Origin of the sequence: Streptomyces sp. NPDC060366 (assembly GCF_042725135.1) — a bacterium.
GTDB lineage: Bacteria > Actinomycetota > Actinomycetes > Streptomycetales > Streptomycetaceae > Streptomyces.
Genome location: NZ_JBHXDC010000006.1, coordinates 156,042 through 172,793 on the forward strand (window position 1 = coordinate 156,042; position 16,752 = coordinate 172,793).

At 71.3% G+C, this 16,752-nt stretch carries 14 protein-coding genes and 1 pseudogene; 2 read left to right on the top strand and 13 right to left on the bottom strand.

The window, feature by feature from the left end; genetic code table 11:
* Positions 1 to 130: 130 nt before the first annotated feature.
* A complete protein-coding gene (locus tag ACFWHU_RS17540; protein ID WP_385797804.1) occupies positions 131 to 886 on the top strand; it encodes an SURF1 family protein in 756 nt (251 codons plus the stop codon).
* A 59-nt stretch (positions 887 to 945) separates the two neighbouring features.
* On the opposite strand, the gene ACFWHU_RS17545 is transcribed toward ACFWHU_RS17540, so the two are convergent.
* From ACFWHU_RS17545 to ACFWHU_RS17585, 9 genes and pseudogenes are all read right to left on the bottom strand, one after another.
* Entirely contained in the window at positions 946 to 2,001 is a 1,056-nt protein-coding gene (locus tag ACFWHU_RS17545) for a hypothetical protein (protein WP_387225469.1), read from the bottom strand.
* Positions 2,002 to 2,210: 209 nt separating this feature from the next.
* Entirely contained in the window at positions 2,211 to 2,873 is a 663-nt protein-coding gene (locus ACFWHU_RS17550) for a SigE family RNA polymerase sigma factor (RefSeq protein WP_385797808.1), read from the bottom strand.
* 353 nt (positions 2,874 to 3,226) lie between these two features.
* Entirely contained in the window at positions 3,227 to 4,285 is a 1,059-nt protein-coding gene (locus tag ACFWHU_RS17555; RefSeq protein WP_387225470.1) for an aspartate-semialdehyde dehydrogenase, read from the bottom strand.
* 25 nt (positions 4,286 to 4,310) lie between these two features.
* On the bottom strand, positions 4,311 to 5,582 hold the full coding sequence (locus ACFWHU_RS17560) for an aspartate kinase (RefSeq protein ID WP_078075877.1): 1,272 nt from the start codon (positions 5,580 to 5,582) through the stop codon (positions 4,311 to 4,313).
* A gap of 450 nt (positions 5,583 to 6,032) precedes the next feature.
* Positions 6,033 to 6,479 carry an SRPBCC family protein gene (locus ACFWHU_RS17565; RefSeq protein ID WP_385797813.1) on the bottom strand — a complete coding sequence of 149 codons (447 nt, stop codon included), beginning with the start codon at positions 6,477 to 6,479 and terminating at the stop codon, positions 6,033 to 6,035.
* A 51-nt stretch (positions 6,480 to 6,530) separates the two neighbouring features.
* Positions 6,531 to 7,324, bottom strand: a pseudogene (locus tag ACFWHU_RS17570) (3-keto-5-aminohexanoate cleavage protein).
* A gap of 87 nt (positions 7,325 to 7,411) precedes the next feature.
* Positions 7,412 to 8,077, bottom strand: a complete 666-nt coding sequence (locus tag ACFWHU_RS17575) for a DUF5063 domain-containing protein (RefSeq protein WP_381904802.1) — start codon at positions 8,075 to 8,077, stop codon at positions 7,412 to 7,414.
* The gene (gene recR, locus ACFWHU_RS17580) at positions 8,070 to 8,669 is read right to left on the bottom strand and encodes a recombination mediator RecR (protein WP_385797818.1); all 600 of its coding nucleotides are present in this window, start codon (positions 8,667 to 8,669) and stop codon (positions 8,070 to 8,072) included. The genes ACFWHU_RS17575 and recR overlap by 8 nt, the downstream gene beginning before the upstream one ends.
* Positions 8,670 to 8,759: 90 nt before the next feature.
* Positions 8,760 to 9,095, bottom strand: coding sequence for a YbaB/EbfC family nucleoid-associated protein (locus ACFWHU_RS17585; protein ID WP_078075883.1), 336 nt, complete (start codon positions 9,093 to 9,095; stop codon positions 8,760 to 8,762).
* A gap of 311 nt (positions 9,096 to 9,406) precedes the next feature.
* On the opposite strand from ACFWHU_RS17585, the gene ACFWHU_RS17590 reads away from it, so the two are divergent.
* Complete coding sequence (locus ACFWHU_RS17590) at positions 9,407 to 10,231, top strand: SLATT domain-containing protein (RefSeq protein WP_385797820.1); 825 nt, start codon at positions 9,407 to 9,409, stop codon at positions 10,229 to 10,231.
* Positions 10,232 to 10,360: 129 nt separating this feature from the next.
* On the opposite strand, the gene ACFWHU_RS17595 is transcribed toward ACFWHU_RS17590, so the two are convergent.
* From ACFWHU_RS17595 to ACFWHU_RS17610, 4 genes are all read right to left on the bottom strand, one after another.
* Positions 10,361 to 11,011, bottom strand: a complete 651-nt coding sequence (locus ACFWHU_RS17595; protein ID WP_385797822.1) for a hypothetical protein — start codon at positions 11,009 to 11,011, stop codon at positions 10,361 to 10,363.
* Positions 11,012 to 11,204: 193 nt separating this feature from the next.
* The gene (locus tag ACFWHU_RS17600; protein ID WP_387225471.1) at positions 11,205 to 13,802 is read right to left on the bottom strand and encodes a glycosyltransferase; all 2,598 of its coding nucleotides are present in this window, start codon (positions 13,800 to 13,802) and stop codon (positions 11,205 to 11,207) included.
* A gap of 11 nt (positions 13,803 to 13,813) precedes the next feature.
* The gene (locus ACFWHU_RS17605; protein WP_385797826.1) at positions 13,814 to 14,515 is read right to left on the bottom strand and encodes a GntR family transcriptional regulator; all 702 of its coding nucleotides are present in this window, start codon (positions 14,513 to 14,515) and stop codon (positions 13,814 to 13,816) included.
* 63 nt (positions 14,516 to 14,578) lie between these two features.
* Positions 14,579 to 16,465, bottom strand: a complete 1,887-nt coding sequence (locus ACFWHU_RS17610; protein ID WP_387225472.1) for a hypothetical protein — start codon at positions 16,463 to 16,465, stop codon at positions 14,579 to 14,581.
* Positions 16,466 to 16,752 lie beyond the last annotated feature (287 nt).

Consider the following 16,752-nt stretch of genomic DNA (forward strand, 5'->3'; position numbering starts at 1 on the left):
CCGGAGGGGCTGCATTCGCAGCCCCTCCGGCGAACAAGGGAAACCCGCCCCCCGGTCGCATGAGAGCCCCTCCGGCCGCCGAGGAGCACCCGCCCCGCGCTCCCGCGCACCCGCTGCGTACCGTAGAGGGGTGTACCGGTTCCTGCTGACGCCCCGGTGGTGGGGCATCAATGTCTTCGTGCTGCTGGCCATCCCCTTCTGCATCTTCATGGGGACCTGGCAGCTCGGCCGTTTCGAGGACCGCGTCGATTCGCATCGGAGCGCCGAGGCCGCGCCCGATCCGGCGAAGCGGGCCGCCGCGCCGATCGCTGAGCTGCTGCCCGTCGATCAGGAGACCTCCGGGCGGCACGCGACGGCGAGCGGTACGTACGGGGAGCAACTCCTCGTCCCGAACCGCGAGTTGGACGACAAGTCCGGCTCGTACGTGCTGGCCCTCCTGCGGACCGACGGCGGCAGGGCGCTGCCCGTCGTACGCGGCTGGCTGCCGGCCGGTGCGGTCGTGCCGCCCGTCCCGACGGGCGAGGTCACCGTCACCGGCGCGCTCCAGGCTCCGGAGAACTCGGGCACCGACGGCGCCGACACCCGTGGCGGGCTGCCGAGCGGACAGGTCGGCATCATCAGCGGGGCGTCGCTGGTCAACCTCGTGCCGTACGAGGTGTACGACGCCTGGGTCACGGTCACCGAGCCCGACGCCGCCGGGCTGACGCCCGTACCGCCTCAGGCGCCGCAGGGCTCCGGGCTCGACCTGAAGGCGTTCCAGAACCTCGGGTACACGGGCGAGTGGTTCGTCTTCGTCGCGTTCCTGCTCTTCATGTGGTTCCGGCTGTTCCGGCGTGAGACCGAGGCCGTCAGGGACCGCGCGCTGGGGCTCGAGACCGCCGCGTAGGCCCCCGCGACACCAACTCCCACACCAACCACACCGACACCGACGCCCATAGCGCCGCGCTACGACGCTTCCATGACGCCCGTCCGGTAGATCGTCCCCGCGCACGCGTTGTCGATCGTCGTCGCCGCCGGCGTCGATCCGGGCTCCGGGGTGTGTACGACGTCGATGCTGCCGTCCTCCGGCCCCTCTTCACTGCCGAGCTGCGGCGACGGCTCGATCGGCGTCGTTCCGGTGCCGTTCGTCGCACCGCCCGAGTCGCCCTCCGTGGGCGTGGGGTCCGGTGACGGTTCGCCGGTCGGACACGTGTCGGTCGGCACCCAGGCGAACATCACCTCGTACGCCCCCGAGGGCGCGAGCACCAGTGCGGTCGCCTCCAGCGACGGGTCCGGCAGATCGCTCGCGGGGTCGCCCGGCTGGTGGTTCACCACTTCGATCTTGCTCGGGTCGGCCGCGCCCGTCGCCAGGAAGGCGACGGATCCGTTGCCGCTGACCGAGCAGTTGGTCCCGGAGACGTTGGAGATGCGGAAGCGGCCGTACACCGTGCCGTCCGCCTGCGGTTCGCCCGTCTCGGCCGAGCTCACACCGAGCTGGTTCGCGTCACAGGTCGCCACGGCGCTGGTGAAGCTGCTCTCCGGGTCGCTGCCCGTGCCGCCCGTCGTACCGCCCGACACCCCTCCGACGCTCGCCTCGGGCGAGTCCTTGTCGCCGGATTCGCCTTCTCCGCTGTCCGCCTGGTCCGAGGGGTCGGTGCCGCCCTTCTCACCGTCCTTCGGGCCGCCGTCGGAGCCGGTGCCGCCCTGGACCTGCTCCCCGTGGCCCACGTTGAAAGACTTGCCGTCCGAGGCATTGCTGGTGTTGGCGACGTGCACGAAGGCCGGCACCGCCGTACCGAACAGCAGCGCGGCCGCCGCGACGCCCACGACCGCCTGGCGCTTGCGCGCGCGCCTCGCGGGAACGGCCCTGCGCAGATGGTCGAGGGCCCCGTCGGAGGGCTCGATCTCCTGGACGGCGCCGTGCAGGAGGCGGCGCAGCGCCAGTTCGTCGGCGACGACTGCGCCACCGCCGCCCGCCGCGCTTCCCACGCCGCCGAAGATCGACGCGAGGGGCTGTGTCACATCAGCAGGTGGATCCGCTTGGGAATCCGACCGGGAATCCGCTCGGGGGCCGTCGTCGGCCGCGTCTCGCGCGCCGTCGGCCACGCTGTGGAGGTCTCCGCCCGGTTCTTCTTCCGGCCCGTTGTTCACAGTTCCATTTCCAGTCGACTCGCCCGTGGGGCCGTCCGGCCCCTCCGGCCTTTCGTGGTCCTGATCATGTTCGTGCCCGCTCATGCCGTGGCCTCCATGGCGATACGCAGCGCCGCGATGCCCCGCGAGCCGTACGCCTTCACCGAGCCCAGGGATATGCCGAGCGTCTCGGAGACCTGCGCCTCCGTCATGTCCGCGAAGTAGCGCAGCACGAGCACCTCGCGCTGGCGGCGCTGGAGGCCGCGCATGGCCTTGATCAGCGCGTCGCGCTCCAGCAGGTCGTACGCGCCTTCCTCGGCGCTCGCCATGTCGGGCATCGGCTTCGACAGCAGCTTGAGCCCGAGGATGCGTCGGCGCAGCGCGGAGCGCGAGAGGTTGACGACGGTCTGGCGCAGATACGCGAGGGTCTTCTCCGGCTCGCGGACGCGGTTGCGCGCCGAGTGCACACGGATGAACGCTTCCTGCACAACGTCCTCACAGGAGGCCGTGTCGTCCAGGAGCAGTGCCGCGAGGCCGAGCAGTGAGCGGTAGTGCTGTCGATAGGTCTCGGTCAGGTGGTCGACGGTGGTACCGGCTGCCATCGCGTCGTCAGCGCCCTCGCGCCGACCCGGGATGCCGGCCGGACGTGCCGCCGGCATGGGAGCGATCACCGGCATACCACCGGGCCTGCGGGGTCGACGGGTCGGCCGCACCGAAGTGCCGCGAACCGGGACGACCGATGTGAAATCGAGAACCTCTGCCACGCCTGTTGGACACGCTTCCCCCGCCCAGGGTTGTACGCGTTCGCGCCCGCATTTGACGATGCACCAATTGCCCTCATGCGTAACCGATCTCCCCCACATGCCCCATTTGCCCACGGCACCACACAGGGGCGACCGCTTAGACGCTTCCGGTCAACCGGCGGTTGCGGAAAGTCGAAAGAGCATCGTCCGCCACCGGAACACCCCAGTTCAAGTGGTACAGACCAGCGATTTGCTCACAGGGCGTTCACAGATTCTACAAAGAGTCGAGCGGTCAACTCGGGGTGGGTTCCCCGCTGTCGGTGCAGCTCATCACGGCACGGTGGACCCCGTCTACGCGCGATGCCCCGCTCCCGCTACGCGCCCGCGAATTCCCCGGCCACGGCCTCCGCGATCTGCGCGCAGTTGAGCGCCGCGCCCTTGCGGAGGTTGTCGCCGCACACGAACAGCTCCAGCGCCCGCTCGTCGTCCAGCGATCTTCGGACCCGTCCCACCCACGTCGGATCGGTGCCGACCACGTCCGCCGGTGTCGGGAAGTCGCCCGCCGCCGGGTTGTCGAACAGCACCACACCCGGCGACGTCGCCAGGATCTCGTGCGCCCGGTCGACCGTGACCGGGCCCTCGAAGCGCGCGTGCACGGCGAGCGAGTGCGCGGTGATCACGGGCACGTGCACGCACGTCACCGCGATCTTCAGATCGGGCAGGTCGAGGACCTTCCGGGTCTCCTCGCGGATCGCCATCTCCTCGGACGACCAGCCGTCCGCCATGAGCGAGCCCGCCCACGGCACGACGTTGAGCGCCAGCGGCCCGCCGAACGGCCCCGTGATGTCGCCGACCGCGCGCCGTACGTCACCGGGGCTCGTCCCCAGCTCCGTACCGGCCACGGCCGACATCTGCCGGCGCAGCGCCGAGACGCCGTCCTGTCCGGCGGCGCTGACCGCCTGGTACGAGGACACGACCAGCTCGCGCACCCCGAACTCGGCGTGCAGCGAGCCCACGGCGACGATCATCGACAGCGTGGCGCAGCCCGGACTCGCGACGATGCCGCGCGGGCGGATCCGGGCGGCATGCGGATTCAGCTCGGGCACCACGAGCGGTACGTCGGGGTCCATCCGGAACGCGGCGGACGCGTCCACGACGACGGCGCCCTGGGACACCGCGATGGGTGCCCACTGGGCGGACACGGCGTCCGGTACGAGGAACAGCGCGACGTCCACGCCGGCCAGCGCGCTCTCGCTGAGCGCGACGACCTCGGTCTCCTCGCCCCGTACGGCCAGCTTGCGGCCGGCCGCGCGGGGTGAGGCGAGAAGACGGATCTCGCCCCAGACGTCGGCGTGCTGCGACAGGATCTGGAGCATGACGGCGCCGACGCCCCCGGTCGCGCCTACGACCGCGAGCGTCGGCCGGCCGTTCATCGGCCCGCGCTTCCGCGACTTCCGGTCATCGTCCGGTGCCGCCGTAGACCACGGCCTCGTCGGACTCGGTGTCGAGCCCGAAGGCGGTGTGCACGGCACGGACGGCCTCGTTCACGTCGTCGGCGCGGGTGACGACCGAGATACGGATCTCGGAGGTCGAGATCAGCTCGATGTTCACGTTCGCCTCGGACAGCGCCTCGAAGAAGCCGGCCGTGACGCCCGGGTTCGTCTTCATACCGGCGCCGACGAGCGAGATCTTGCCGATCTGGTCGTCGTAGCGCAGCGAGTCGAAGCCGATGGTGCCCTTCGCCTTCTCCAGGGCGTCGATGGCCTTGCGGCCCTCGGTCTTGGGGAGGGTGAAGGAGATGTCGGTCAGCCCGGTGGACGCGGCGGACACGTTCTGCACCACCATGTCGATGTTGATCTCCGCGTTCGCGATGGAACGGAAGATCGCGGCGGCCTCGCCCGGCTTGTCGGGGACGCCGACGACGGTGATCTTGGCCTCGGAGACGTCGTGGGCGACTCCGGAGATGATGGCGTGCTCCACCTGCTGGTCCCCTTGCGGCTGGTTGCTGACCCAGGTGCCGCGGAGTCCGGAGAAGGACGAGCGGACGTGGATCGGGATGTTGTATCGGCGTGCGTACTCGACGCACCGGTGCAGCAGCACCTTGGAGCCGGACGCCGCCAGCTCCAGCATGTCCTCGATGGAGATCCAGTCGATCTTCCGGGCCTTCGGGACGACCCGGGGGTCGGCGGTGAAGACGCCGTCGACGTCGGTGTAGATCTCACAGACCTCGGCGTCCAGCGCGGCGGCGAGGGCGACGGCCGTGGTGTCCGAGCCGCCCCTGCCGAGCGTGGTGATGTCCTTCTTGTCCTGGGACACACCCTGGAATCCGGCGACGATGGCGATGTTGCCCTCGTCCAGTGCGGTACGGATGCGGCCGGGCGTGACATCGATGATGCGCGCCTTGTTGTGGACCGAGTCGGTGATGACTCCGGCCTGGCTGCCCGTGAACGACTGGGCCTCGTGGCCCAGGCTTTTGATCGCCATGGCGAGCAGTGCCATGGAGATGCGCTCTCCCGAGGTCAACAGCATGTCCAGTTCCCGACCCGCGGGGATCGGGGACACCTGCTCGGCGAGGTCGGTCAGCTCGTCCGTCGTGTCGCCCATCGCGGATACCACGACGACCACTTGGTGGCCGTTCTTCTTGGCATCGACGATTCTCTTGGCAACGCGCTTGATGCCTTCGGCATCGGCAACGGAGGAGCCTCCGTACTTCTGCACGACAAGGCCCACGTGCGCTCCTCGATCAGTCATGCCGCAGTCGTCCATCACTGCGGTCGGCTCAGTCTAACGAGCAGCCGCATTCCGCTTAGGAAATATCGCATCGTGAGATGTCCCGCTCACGTCGTGATCACCCAGGAAGCGGTGCGGCTGCCCGGTGGACATCCATGCCCGGTCTGACGCGGGCCACGCGGAACGTAAGCGGAACGTGGGCCGGGTCACACGCGGATCACGCCGTTCGGGCTGTGGGCCGTTCGGCTTACGCGCCGTACGTGGAGATCTGGTCGTGGGCCTCGTCGTAGTGCAACACGGTGACCTTGTGCCGCTGAGCGGTGGCGGCGATGAGCAGGTCGGCGAGCGGGAGCGCTTGGCCTGGGGGTGTGCGGGCGCGCGCAGGGCAGCACTCGACTTCCGTTCGATCTGAAAGAGGGCTCGAAGCCCGAGGCTCAAGCTTCGGGGTCGTCAGGAGGACTCGACGGCCTTCTTGATGCGCTCGCCGAAACCGGGGGCGTCCTTGCGGGCCGCGCTGAGGGCGAAGCCCACCAGCAGTTTGCCGACGCCGTGCCCCTCCAGGACGTTGAACAGCCGCACCCGCGTCCTCCCGTCCGAGATCGCCTCCAGGTCGTAACCGCCGTCCCGAGAGGTCACCACGTTCTTCGAGGTCTCCGCCCAGCGGATTCTTGATGGCGATTGCAGCTCGGTGATCCGCAGCTCGCGCTGGGTCTTCATCCCCGCGTCCTTCACCGTGCTCCGGAACACCGTGCCGACAGCCGTGGGGCCCGCCGGCTCCTTGGTGATGTTCTGTACGCGCGGACTGAACTCCGGATCGTTCGTGCCCTCCGCCAGATACGCGAAGACATCCTCGATCGGCCGGTCGATCTCGGTCACTGCTTCGAACTGTCCACTCACAACTGTTCACTCCTTGACGGTCAGACGGTCAGAGTGGGGAAAGGTGGCAATTCACTCTGCCCCTGTTGCCGGTCCCTCGCCACTCGGGTTGCTGAGCACGGGTGAAGTCTCGCCGGGCGGCCGGGTTCGAGTTGCGGCTGTCGCGCACTTGACCAGTTCGGCGTTGTCCGGGGCGGGGGTGGCGTCCGGGAGGTGGAGTACGTCCTCCAGGCCGATACGGGCGGACAGGCCCTCGGCCGCCGCCAGCCGCAGGACCGGCCAGGCCGAGCCGTCCTCACCGTGCAGCAGGACCGGGACGGGCGTATCCCCGCTCCGGCTCCGCAGCTCGGCGAGGAGCGCGGCGGCCGTCGCCGGGGCGGTGTGCGGGTCCGTGTCGGTGACCTCGGCCAGCAGCCGCAGTACCCGGTGGGCCGAGGGCCAGGCGTGGAAGCGGCGGACGGCGTCCGTACCGAGTAGAGGCCCGCCTCGATGCCGACGCCCCGGTCGAGGAGGGCGTCGGCGACGAGGTCGGCGCCGTCCTCGTGCCAGTTCACCGAGGCGTGGTCCGGCAGGACGGTCCAGGCGCGGACCAGCGCGGCCCGCCGCTCGGGGTCGGGCGTCGCCCAGGCGCCGGTCGTGACGCCGACCGGAATGCCGGGGACGGCGGCGCGCACCGCCGTCAGCGCGGCGGCGACGTGGGGCGCGGCCAGGGTGTCCCTGCCGTCGCGGTCCTTGGGGTGCAGATGGATGTCCTCGGCCCCGGCCGCGACGGCGCCCCGCACGGCGGCGGCGAACTCGGCCGGGGAGACGGGCAGGCGGGGGTGGTCGGCGCGGGTCCGGGCACCGTTGGGACAGACCTGAAGGATGCGGCGCCGCGACATGGGGCCGAGCCGGCCGCCCGGCCGCCGTGCAACCGGAGAGGCCACGTACCCGCCCCGCCCGCCCAAGAACCCCTACGCCGGGTCCGCCACCGGGCGCATGCCCAGGGCGCCGAGTTCCTCCGCCATCACCTTGCCCGCTTCCTCCGCGAGCGCGTCCTCGCCCAGGTCCTGGTCCGTGTCCAGGCCGTCAAGCTCCGGGAGGGGCTGGTCGAGGCGGACGTGGGCCACCAGGGACTGGAGGGCGCGCAGGGCGGCCGAGGCGGTGGAGCCCCAGTTGGAGAAGTACGAGAACTGCCACCACCACAGCGCCTCGGTCGTCCGGCCCGCGCGGTAGTGCGCCATGCCGTGCCGCAGGTCGGCGACGATGTCGGCCACGTCGTCGGAGATACGGCACGGGACCGGCGCCTTGCGGGGCTCGTACGGGTCGAAGACCTCCGAGTACACGTCGATCGGCTCAAGGATCACCGCGAAGCGCTCGCGCAGGTCGTCGACGTCCGGCTCCGGGCCCAGGTCGGGCTCGTACCGCTCGTCGGGAAGGATGTCCTCGTGCGCGCCCAGCCGGCCGCCCGCCAGGAGCAGCTGGGAGACCTCCAGGAGCAGGAAGGGCACGGCGCTGTCCGGCTCGTCGCCCTTCGCGACCTCCGTGACCGCGACGATGAAACTCTCGACCTGATCGGCGATCTGAACGGCGAAGTCGTCCGGGTCCTGCGTGGTGGAGTGCAGCGTTGCGTCAGACATCGAGAAGTCGTCTCCCCTCGAAGGCACGCCCCAGCGTGACCTCGTCGGCATATTCCAGGTCGCCCCCCACGGGCAGACCGCTGGCAAGGCGTGTGACCTTCAGGCCCATCGGCTTGATCATGCGTGCGAGATACGTGGCCGTCGCTTCGCCCTCCAGATTGGGATCGGTCGCCAGGATCAGTTCGGTGACCGCACCGTCGGCGAGACGGGTCAGCAGCTCACGGATCCGCAGGTCGTCCGGGCCCACGCCCTCGATGGGGCTGATCGCGCCGCCGAGCACGTGGTACCTGCCGCGGAATTCGCGGGTGCGCTCGATGGCCACGACGTCCTTGGGCTCCTCGACGACACAGATGACCGTCAGGTCGCGGCGCGCGTCGCGGCAGATGCCGCAGCGCTGCTCCTGCGCCACATTGCCGCACACCTCGCAGAAGCGGACCTTGTCCTTCACTTCGAGCAGGGAGTGCGCGAGGCGGCGGACGTCGGTCGGTTCGGCCTGGAGGATGTGGAAGGCGATCCGCTGCGCGCTCTTGGGACCGACGCCGGGCAGCCTGCCCAGTTCGTCGATGAGGTCCTGGACCACGCCTTCGTACAACGGATTGCCTTTCCTGAGGTGCGGGGTAGAGGTGGGTATTGGTCCTGCTCGTACGGTAGTTGCTCGTACCGTAGTTGCTACGGCGCTTCCCTAGAAGGGCATGCCCGGCATCCCGCCGAGTCCCTGGGCGAGCGGACCGAGCTTCTCCTGCTGGAGCTGCTGCGCGTTCTCGTTCGCCGCCTGGACGGCCGCGATGACGAGATCGGCGAGCGTCTCCGTATCTTCGGGATCGACCGCCTTGGGGTCGATGACGAGGCCACGCAGCTCACCGGAGCCGTTGACGGTGGCCTTCACGAGACCGCCGCCCGACTGGCCGTCGACCTCGGTCGCGGCCAGTTCCTCCTGGGCCGCCGCGAGGTCCTGCTGCATCTTCTGGGCCTGCTGGAGAATCTCCTGCATGTTGGGCTGGCCACCACCGGGAATCACGGTCACTCCTGGCATATCGACGTCGGTTGTTCGGCAGGTCGAGCCTACGTGGTCACCACGTGGCCCGCCCTACCCGCAGGAACGAACTCTTTCGGGTGAGAGTGCCCGGCTCCTCTACCTGATCACGGGCCCCGTGGGGTGGAACCGCCCGGATTTCGGGCGCGGCGCCCACCATTCGGCGGTAGGAAGTGCGGTACGCGTTCGCTTCCACGTCTTCCACGCCTTCTTCATCGAGCTCTTGAGTTCTTGAGTTCTCGACCTTCTACGTCTCCATCTTCCGCCGAGTCACGCAGCTACGCAGAGGAGTGCCGGTGAGCCAGCCGGACATGCAGCCCGGGGGGCAGGCCCGGGACGACGGCGTGCCGCGGGGTGCGCCGGGGAGTGTGAACGGGAGCGGGGGTGGAGGACGGACGCACGCCGCGGGGCCGGGGCCGGGGCCCGTGCCGTTGGGCGCCCTCGGGGACCCTCTCACCGGGGCCTTCCCCGCCGGGGACTGGAGCGAGCCCGCGCGGCGGCTCGACGAGTTGTACCGGTGGGCGGAGGCGGGTGCGCTGCGTACGGTCGCCCGCTACCACGCGGAGCGCGTACGCAAACGCCGCTGCGCGCGGGCCCTGCGGGCCTCGACGGCGCTCGGCGCCGTCGCGGGCGCGGCGCTGCCGCTGCTGGACCTGACGCATGTGCTGGGCGGGGCCACCGGCTGGGGGTACCTCGCGCTGCTGCTGGCGGCGGCCTGTCTGGGCTGCGACCGGTATTTCGGGCTGACGTCCGGCTGGATGCGGAACGTCGCGACGGCGCAGGCGGTGGAGCGGCGGTTGCAGGCGCTCCAGTACGACTGGGCGTCGGAGTGCGTACGGGAGGTGCTCGGGCCGTCGGACGGCACGGCAGGCGACGCGGCGGAGCGGTGCCTGGGGGTGCTGCGGCGGTTCTCGGAGGACGTCACGGAGTTGGTGCGGGCGGAGACGGCGGACTGGATGGTGGAGTACCGGGCCGGGCCCGCGCCGCTGGTGACGCAGTCGCTGGCGATGGGCAGTACGGCGGCGCGGACGGAGGGCGGCGGGATGCCGACGGGCCGCTTCCCGCTGCCGCCGGGCACGCGCCCGAACATGCCGCGGCAGCGCCCGCCGGATGTGCGGTAGAGAGCGGTGCGGGGGTTCACGTAACGGGCCCCGGTGGGCGGTGTGTTCGGCAAGCGCCGGACGGGCTGTGCGGCCCGTCCGGTGCGCTCGTCGACCGCGTCCGTCGATCGTGCTCGTCAGCTGTGCTCGTCAGCTGAAGATGATCATGGAGCCTTGACCCAGGCTCCGCGTCGCCGCCGCGTGCAGGCCCAGCCAGACGTGGCGTTCGCGGGCGAAGGGGCTGTCGTCGTACGGGATCGGGCCCGCCGGTTCCTCCAGGGACGTGGGTCCCTGGGGCGGGGCCGGGGCGGCCGGGGGGTTGGCCGGGTCGATGCCGATCGAAGGGGCGACCAGTTCCAGCTCGCGCAGCAGACCCTGCGTCGAGCCCAGCGGGCCGCCGCCCGCGAGGAGTTCCTCGTTGGTGAGCGGGGACGCGTAATCCACGGGGACGTACGCGCCCGCGTGGTCGTAGTGCCAGACCAGATGCGACTGCTGGGCCGTCGCCTCGAACATCTCCAGCAACTGCTCGTAGTCACCGCCCAGTTCGCCCACCGGCGTCACCGCCAGGCCGCACATCTGGAGCAGATACGCCCGGCGCAGGAAGTGCAGCGCGTCGTAGTCGAAGCCGGCGACGGGTGCGACGTCGCCCGAGAGGCCGGGCATGTAGGCGAAGACAGGGACGGACGGCAGCCCGGCGTCGCCGAGTGCCTTGTCGTAGACCGCGATCTCTTCGGCGAAGGGGTTGTCGGGGCTGTAGCACAGCACGTCGACGAGGGGGACCAACCACAGGTCACAGGCCAAGGGAGGCTCGCTCTCCAACGAGTTCGAACGGGTTCCGTCGGGTTGCGTCAGGTTCGTACACGTACGTACGAACCCGACCGTCGGGTCAGCGTAATGCGGCGAACGCGATCAGCGAAGACAGCCGGCACGACCGGCACCGACCGGGCGCTGACCGCCCGACCCACCCGCCGCGACCTCGTACTCGCCGTACTCGTCAACGCGCTCTCGGGATATCCCATACCCACGCACCCCCCATCCGCTCCCCCGGGCGCCCCAGCAGTTTCGACACGACCTCGTACAGGGCCTCGTCGTTGTCCTGCGGAGCGAGCACCACCACGCCCGCCTTCCAGAACGCCAGGTCCAGCTTCGCCTGCTCGCGCCAGCTCGTCCCGATGTCCGGGATCCGGCCGCCGTAACGCACATCGCGCAGCAGGTTCGAGGTGTAGCGCGGCGACGCGCCGTAGATGCCCATCCGGTCGGGGCCCCAGGGGCCGTTGAAGTAGCCGCCGGGCACCGAGAAGCCGAAGCCCGTCGACGACTGCCAGTGCAGCGCGTCCGCCTCGGCCGGACTCGGCAGCGGTACGGGCACGACGCTCTCGCCCTCGGCGACGAAGTGCCGGTACGTGCCGTCCGTGATGAACCGCGGCACCTCCGCCCGTTCCCGCACCGGCTGCGGCGTCGGCAGGATCGGCAGCAGCGCGGCGACGACCGCGACCAGCCCCACCACCCGGTGGGCACGCGGTTCGAGGTCCGCGATCCGGGCCGCCGCGAGCGCGATCAGGACGCCGAGCGCCGGGGCGCAGATCATCGCCACCCGGGACTCGATCACCGACTCGAAGAGCGGCTGGTGCGCCAGCGCGCGCCAGGGTCCCGGCAGCACCACGTCGGTGAACGGGATACGGATCTTCTGCCCCAGGGACAGCAGCGCGGCCACGAGCACCGTGCCCGTCAGAGCCTTCACGAGCGGTGAACGCCCCAGCCACACCACGATCCCGAAGGCGAGCGCGGTCAACGGCCAGCCGTAGAAGGCGTTCTGTTCGGTGCGGTTCATCGCGAGGGAGTCGGCGCGCGTCTCGTCGCCGAACAGCGCGCGGCCGGAGAACTCCAGGAAGGCGAGCGGGCTGTTGCCGGCGTTGTCGCCGTGCAGGACGCTGTGGTAGCTCTGCGGGCCGAAGAACTGCCAGTACAGCGGGAACGCGACCAGCGGCAGAGACACCGCCAGCGCGACGCCGAGCCCGCGCAGCAGCGGTCGCACCGCGACGCGCGCCACGTCGGGGCTCGCGAGCGCGTACGACACGGCGAAGATCAGCATCCCCATCGCGGCGAGCAGCAAGGGTTCTTCACCGAGGAAGATCTGGTACGCCGCGAAGAGGCCGAGCAGGACGCCGTCCCGTACGACGCGCCGCTCGTCGTTCGAACAGAGCCGCAGCGCACGGTCGATGATCACCGGGATCATGAAGAGCACGAGGAAGTTGGGGTGCGCGGTGCCGTGCGACATCATCGGCGGCGCGAACGCGGCGAGCGCCGCGCCGAGGGCCGCCGCCGGGCGGAAGCGCGTGACGCGGCGTACGAACAGCCAGTACCAGGCGACGGCCGTGCCCGTCAGACCGAGCGTGAGGACCAGTGCCCATGTCACCGTCGGGCCGAAGAGGAGCGTGACGGGTGTGAGGGGGACGGACAGGCCGAGCATGACCGTGTTCGCCATCAGGTTCACGCCGTCGGGATAGCCCTGATACGTGGTGAAGAGCGGATTGCGCAGATGCGCGACGTTGTCGGCGGTGACGGCGAAGAACCACTCCCACTGGTTCTGGTCCTGCATGGAGTCGGCGAGGTACGCGCGGTCGAGATCCGTCCACAGGCCCTTGTAGAGAAGGACGGAGGCGAGGAGGAAGAGACCGGCGACCGCGAGGTCCACGGGGCGGGTGCGGGTGCGCAGCCGCAGGAGTTCCAGCAGTACGCGGCCGTAGTCCGCCGGCCGGACCTTCGAACCGGTCTGGTGCGACCAGCGCACCGGCACCTCGGCGACGGGCCAGCCCGCGCGGCGGAAGTGGCGCAGGATCTCGACGTCTATGCCCCAGCCGTCGAGGCGGGAGGCGGCGAAGGCGGCGCGCGCCTTGTCGCCGTCGAAGAGTTTGAAGCCGCACTGGGTGTCGCGTATGCCGCGTACGGCGACGAGCCGGATGAGGCGGTTGCCGAGGCGGCCGAGCCATTCGCGCAGGGGGCGCTGGTGCACGTCTATGCGGGAGCCGGGGAGGGCGCGGGAGCCGATCGCGGCGGCGGGGGTGTCGTCGTACGCGGGCGCCTCGTCCGCGTACGTCTCACGCTCGGGCGCCTCGTCCGCGTGGGCCTCGTCCGCGTACGCCTCGTCGTCGGGCGTCAGCAGCGCGTCCAGCGCGTCCAGTTCCTCTATCGGCGTCGCCAGATCGGCGTCCGTGACCAGGACGCGCCTGCCGTACGACGCCAGTACGCCCTGCCGCAGGGCGTACCCCTTGCCGCGGTTCTCGTCGCTCGTCAGCACATGGATGCGGGGCTCGTCCGATGCGGCCTCCGCGGCGACGGCGGCGGTGCCGTCCGTCGAGCCGTCGTCCACGACGATCAGCTCCCAGTCGCCCCAGCGATCCGGGTCGGCGCGCAGATGTGCGCAGATGGCGTCGAGGGTGGGGCGCAGCCGGCGTTCCTCGTTGTACGCGGGGACGACGACGGTCAGGTCCACCGCGCTTCCGGCGCCGTCGTCCCCGCTGAAGTCGCCGGACGGGGCGGGGCCGGGTATGGCGGGGTCGGGATCCGTGCCCGGTTCCGTACGTCCACTCATCGCGTAGCCGCTCACTTCCGCGGACGTCCCGGCTCCGGCTGCTCCGGCTCCAGCCGGTCCGCCCACGCCAGAGCGTGCGCGTCACAGGCGTCCACGACCGTGCGCGCGGCCTCCGTGTCGCCGAGCGTGATCGCGTCGACCAACTGCTCGTGCCCGCTCCACAGCCAGTCGCGGCAGGCGTCGTCGGCGCGGAGGAACGGCACGGAGAACACCCATGCCTGGACGCGCATCCGGTGCAGGAAGTCGCAGATGTACTGGTTCGCGACGAGCGCGGCCAGCTCCCGCCAGAACCGCAGGTCGTATCCGATCAGGATGTCCAGGTCCCCGCCCTTGGCCGCCCGCCCGGCCTCCTCGGCGCGGCGCCGTACCGACACCAGCGTCTCCGACTGCACGCGCCTGACCCCGTTCACCGCGATCCGGCGGAAGATGCCGTCCGCGATCAGTGAGCGCGCCTCGACCATGGCGCGGAAGTCGGGGACGGTGAACTGGTGGACGTGGAAGCCCCGGTGCTGGTCGGAGTCGAGCAGCCCCTGCGCGGACAGATCGACCAGCGCCTCCCGGACAGGGGTCGCCGACACGCCGTACTGCTCGGCGATGTGCTTGACGGTGAACTCCTCGCCCGGAAGCAAACGCCCCGCCAGCACCTCGTCACGCAGTGCGTCCGCGATCTGCTGCCGCAGGGTGTTGCGGGTCACAGCTCCGCTGGCGGGCATTGGTGTTCGTCCCCTCATCCGGCTTCGCACACCTTAAGCCAGGTGCTGGAGGGGCCTGCGAGGTCAGCAGGCACCGGGCCTGGCGTAGACGGTGATCTGCGCGCCGGTGACCCGTCGGGTGCCGCACACCTCGTACCCCTCGCGCAGCGCCGCGCGCTTCGCCACCTCCTGGGCCGTGTCGTCCAGCGGCTGGCCCGCGACGTCGTGGACCGCGACGATGCGCCGGAAGTCCGGCACCCGTTCGCGGATCTCCGCCGCGGGCAGCTCGGTGCCGTACAGCGTGTGCGAGGCGCGCGGGTCGCGTCGCAGGGCCAGGTCGGTCAGGCCACGGAAGTCCGCGGGCCGCACGAGCGTCCAGACCCGCCGCCGCGAGGGCATGAACATCAGCCCGTCCCCGTCCCGCGCCGTCTCCCGGACGGCCTCGGCTATCGCGACGACGTCGTTCTTACGGCTGTCCGGGCCACGCAGATGCCCCCCGACGGGCACGAGGGCGCCGAACACCGCCGCCACCGCGAGGACGACGACCCCGTACGGAACGAGCCGATGCCGCCGGGAGCGGGCCACCCGGTCGATGGCGACGGCGACGAGGAGCGCGAGCCCGACGGCGTAGAAGAGGACGTACCGGTCGACGTAGAGCTGCCGCAGGGGCGAGAGCGCGATGAGAAGCCCGGAGGGCAGGACGAGGAGGGGCAGCGCAAGGGCGGGGAGGGAGATGGGGCCTCGGGCGGGGGCGGGCGCGGAACGGCGCTCCGGAGCGGCGCCGGCGGGCCGGGCGGCGGCGACCGGGAGACGAACGGCGGGCCGGCCGCCAAGGCCGGAGGCCGCGGCGGTACAGGTCCCGGAGCTGCGCTGCGGAGCACCGTCGGCGGGCCGGGCGGCAGCACCGTCCGAAAGACGCCCGGCGCGCCGATCGCCGAGGGGATCCAGGCGGTCGGGGCCGGAGGCCGTGACCGCCGTACCCGCACGAGGACCGGCGGGCCGACCGCCGAAGCCATCCACGAGCGCAGCTCCGGCGGCCGTGGCGGCAGTCCTGGCGACAGAGATCCCGGAGGCGGCGTCGGCCGGAAGACGAACGGCGGGCCGGCCGACGAGGCGGGACGGGTCGCCGGGGTCGGAGGCCGCGGCACCCGCCGCCGCACGCGCGCCCCCGCCCCCACGCACTCGCCCATCCCTCGACGCCGCGTACGCGCACGCCAGCCCCAGAGCCGACAGGCCCCCGAACGACAGCAGTTCCAGCGGGGTCGGGGGGCCGATCCAGTCGATCTGGGCGGACTGGGGCAGACTGAAGATCGCCAGCGGTGCCAGTCCTGCCAACACCGCGCAGCACGCGAGACGCCACGCCCGCCGCGTCGTGGCGGGGATCGACGAGCGGGTCAGGGTTGCTCCGTGGGCGAGCAGGGTCAGTACCGCGAACTCGTGGAGCAGCGAGGTCACCAGGAGCACCGCCGCGTAGGCCGCCCACAGCCTCCGGCGGCCAGGGCGTTCCACGGCGCGCAGCAGGAGCCAGGTCGACCAGGTGACGAGCGCGCACACCAGCGCGTACGAGCGGCCCTCCTGGGCGTATCTCTGGACCACCGGCAGCAGCGGGAACACCAGCCCCGCCAGCAGCCCCACGCGCTTCCCGGCCAGCCGTCCCCCGAGCGCGCCGACGCCCGCCGACGCCGCTGCCGTCGCGAGGACGGACGGCAGGCGCAGGGCGACGAGCCCCGGACCGCCCTCCAGGGGCCACAGCGCGAAGATGCCGTGCATCAGGAGGTAGTAGAGGCCGTGGACGGCGTCGACGGTCCCCAGCGTCTGCCAGATTTCCGGCACGTCGCGCAGCGCGATCTCCAGCGTCACCGCCTCGTCGGCCCACAGCGTGCCCGCGCGCCGGATGCCCCACAGGCCGAGCACGAGCGCGAGGGCGGCGGGCGCGAGCAGGTGCGTGTACCGGGAGGGCTCGTCCGGCACACGGGCGACGGGACGCTCCGCGACAGGGCGGCTGCGTACGGCGGTGGAGGAGATGGCGGACTCCGTTCGACCGGCGCCGGCTCTCGTCCTCCGCCGCCTCTGGACCTGGTACGTCCTCGACTCCACCCGCCGGCGGATTGATGGGCAGCCCCCTCCCGCCGCGCCTATCAATTACGCTCCGGGCGGGGACGCGTGGACGGGACGCGTGGACGGGACGCGTGGACGGGACGCGTGGACGGGACGCGTGGACGGGACGCGTGGACGGGACGCGTGGACGGGACGCGTGA

What these genes read in the sequence shown, in the direction of transcription:
- ACFWHU_RS17605 (WP_385797826.1), bottom strand. Translation starts at nt 14,515, where the DNA reads ATGCCCGCCAGCGGAGCTGTGACCCGCAACACCCTGCGGCAGCAGATC.
- ACFWHU_RS17600 (WP_387225471.1), bottom strand. Translation starts at nt 13,802, where the DNA reads ATGAGTGGACGTACGGAACCGGGCACGGATCCCGACCCCGCCATACCC.
- ACFWHU_RS17575 (WP_381904802.1), bottom strand. Translation starts at nt 8,077, where the DNA reads ATGTCTGACGCAACGCTGCACTCCACCACGCAGGACCCGGACGACTTC.
- ACFWHU_RS17555 (WP_387225470.1), bottom strand. Translation starts at nt 4,285, where the DNA reads ATGAACGGCCGGCCGACGCTCGCGGTCGTAGGCGCGACCGGGGGCGTC.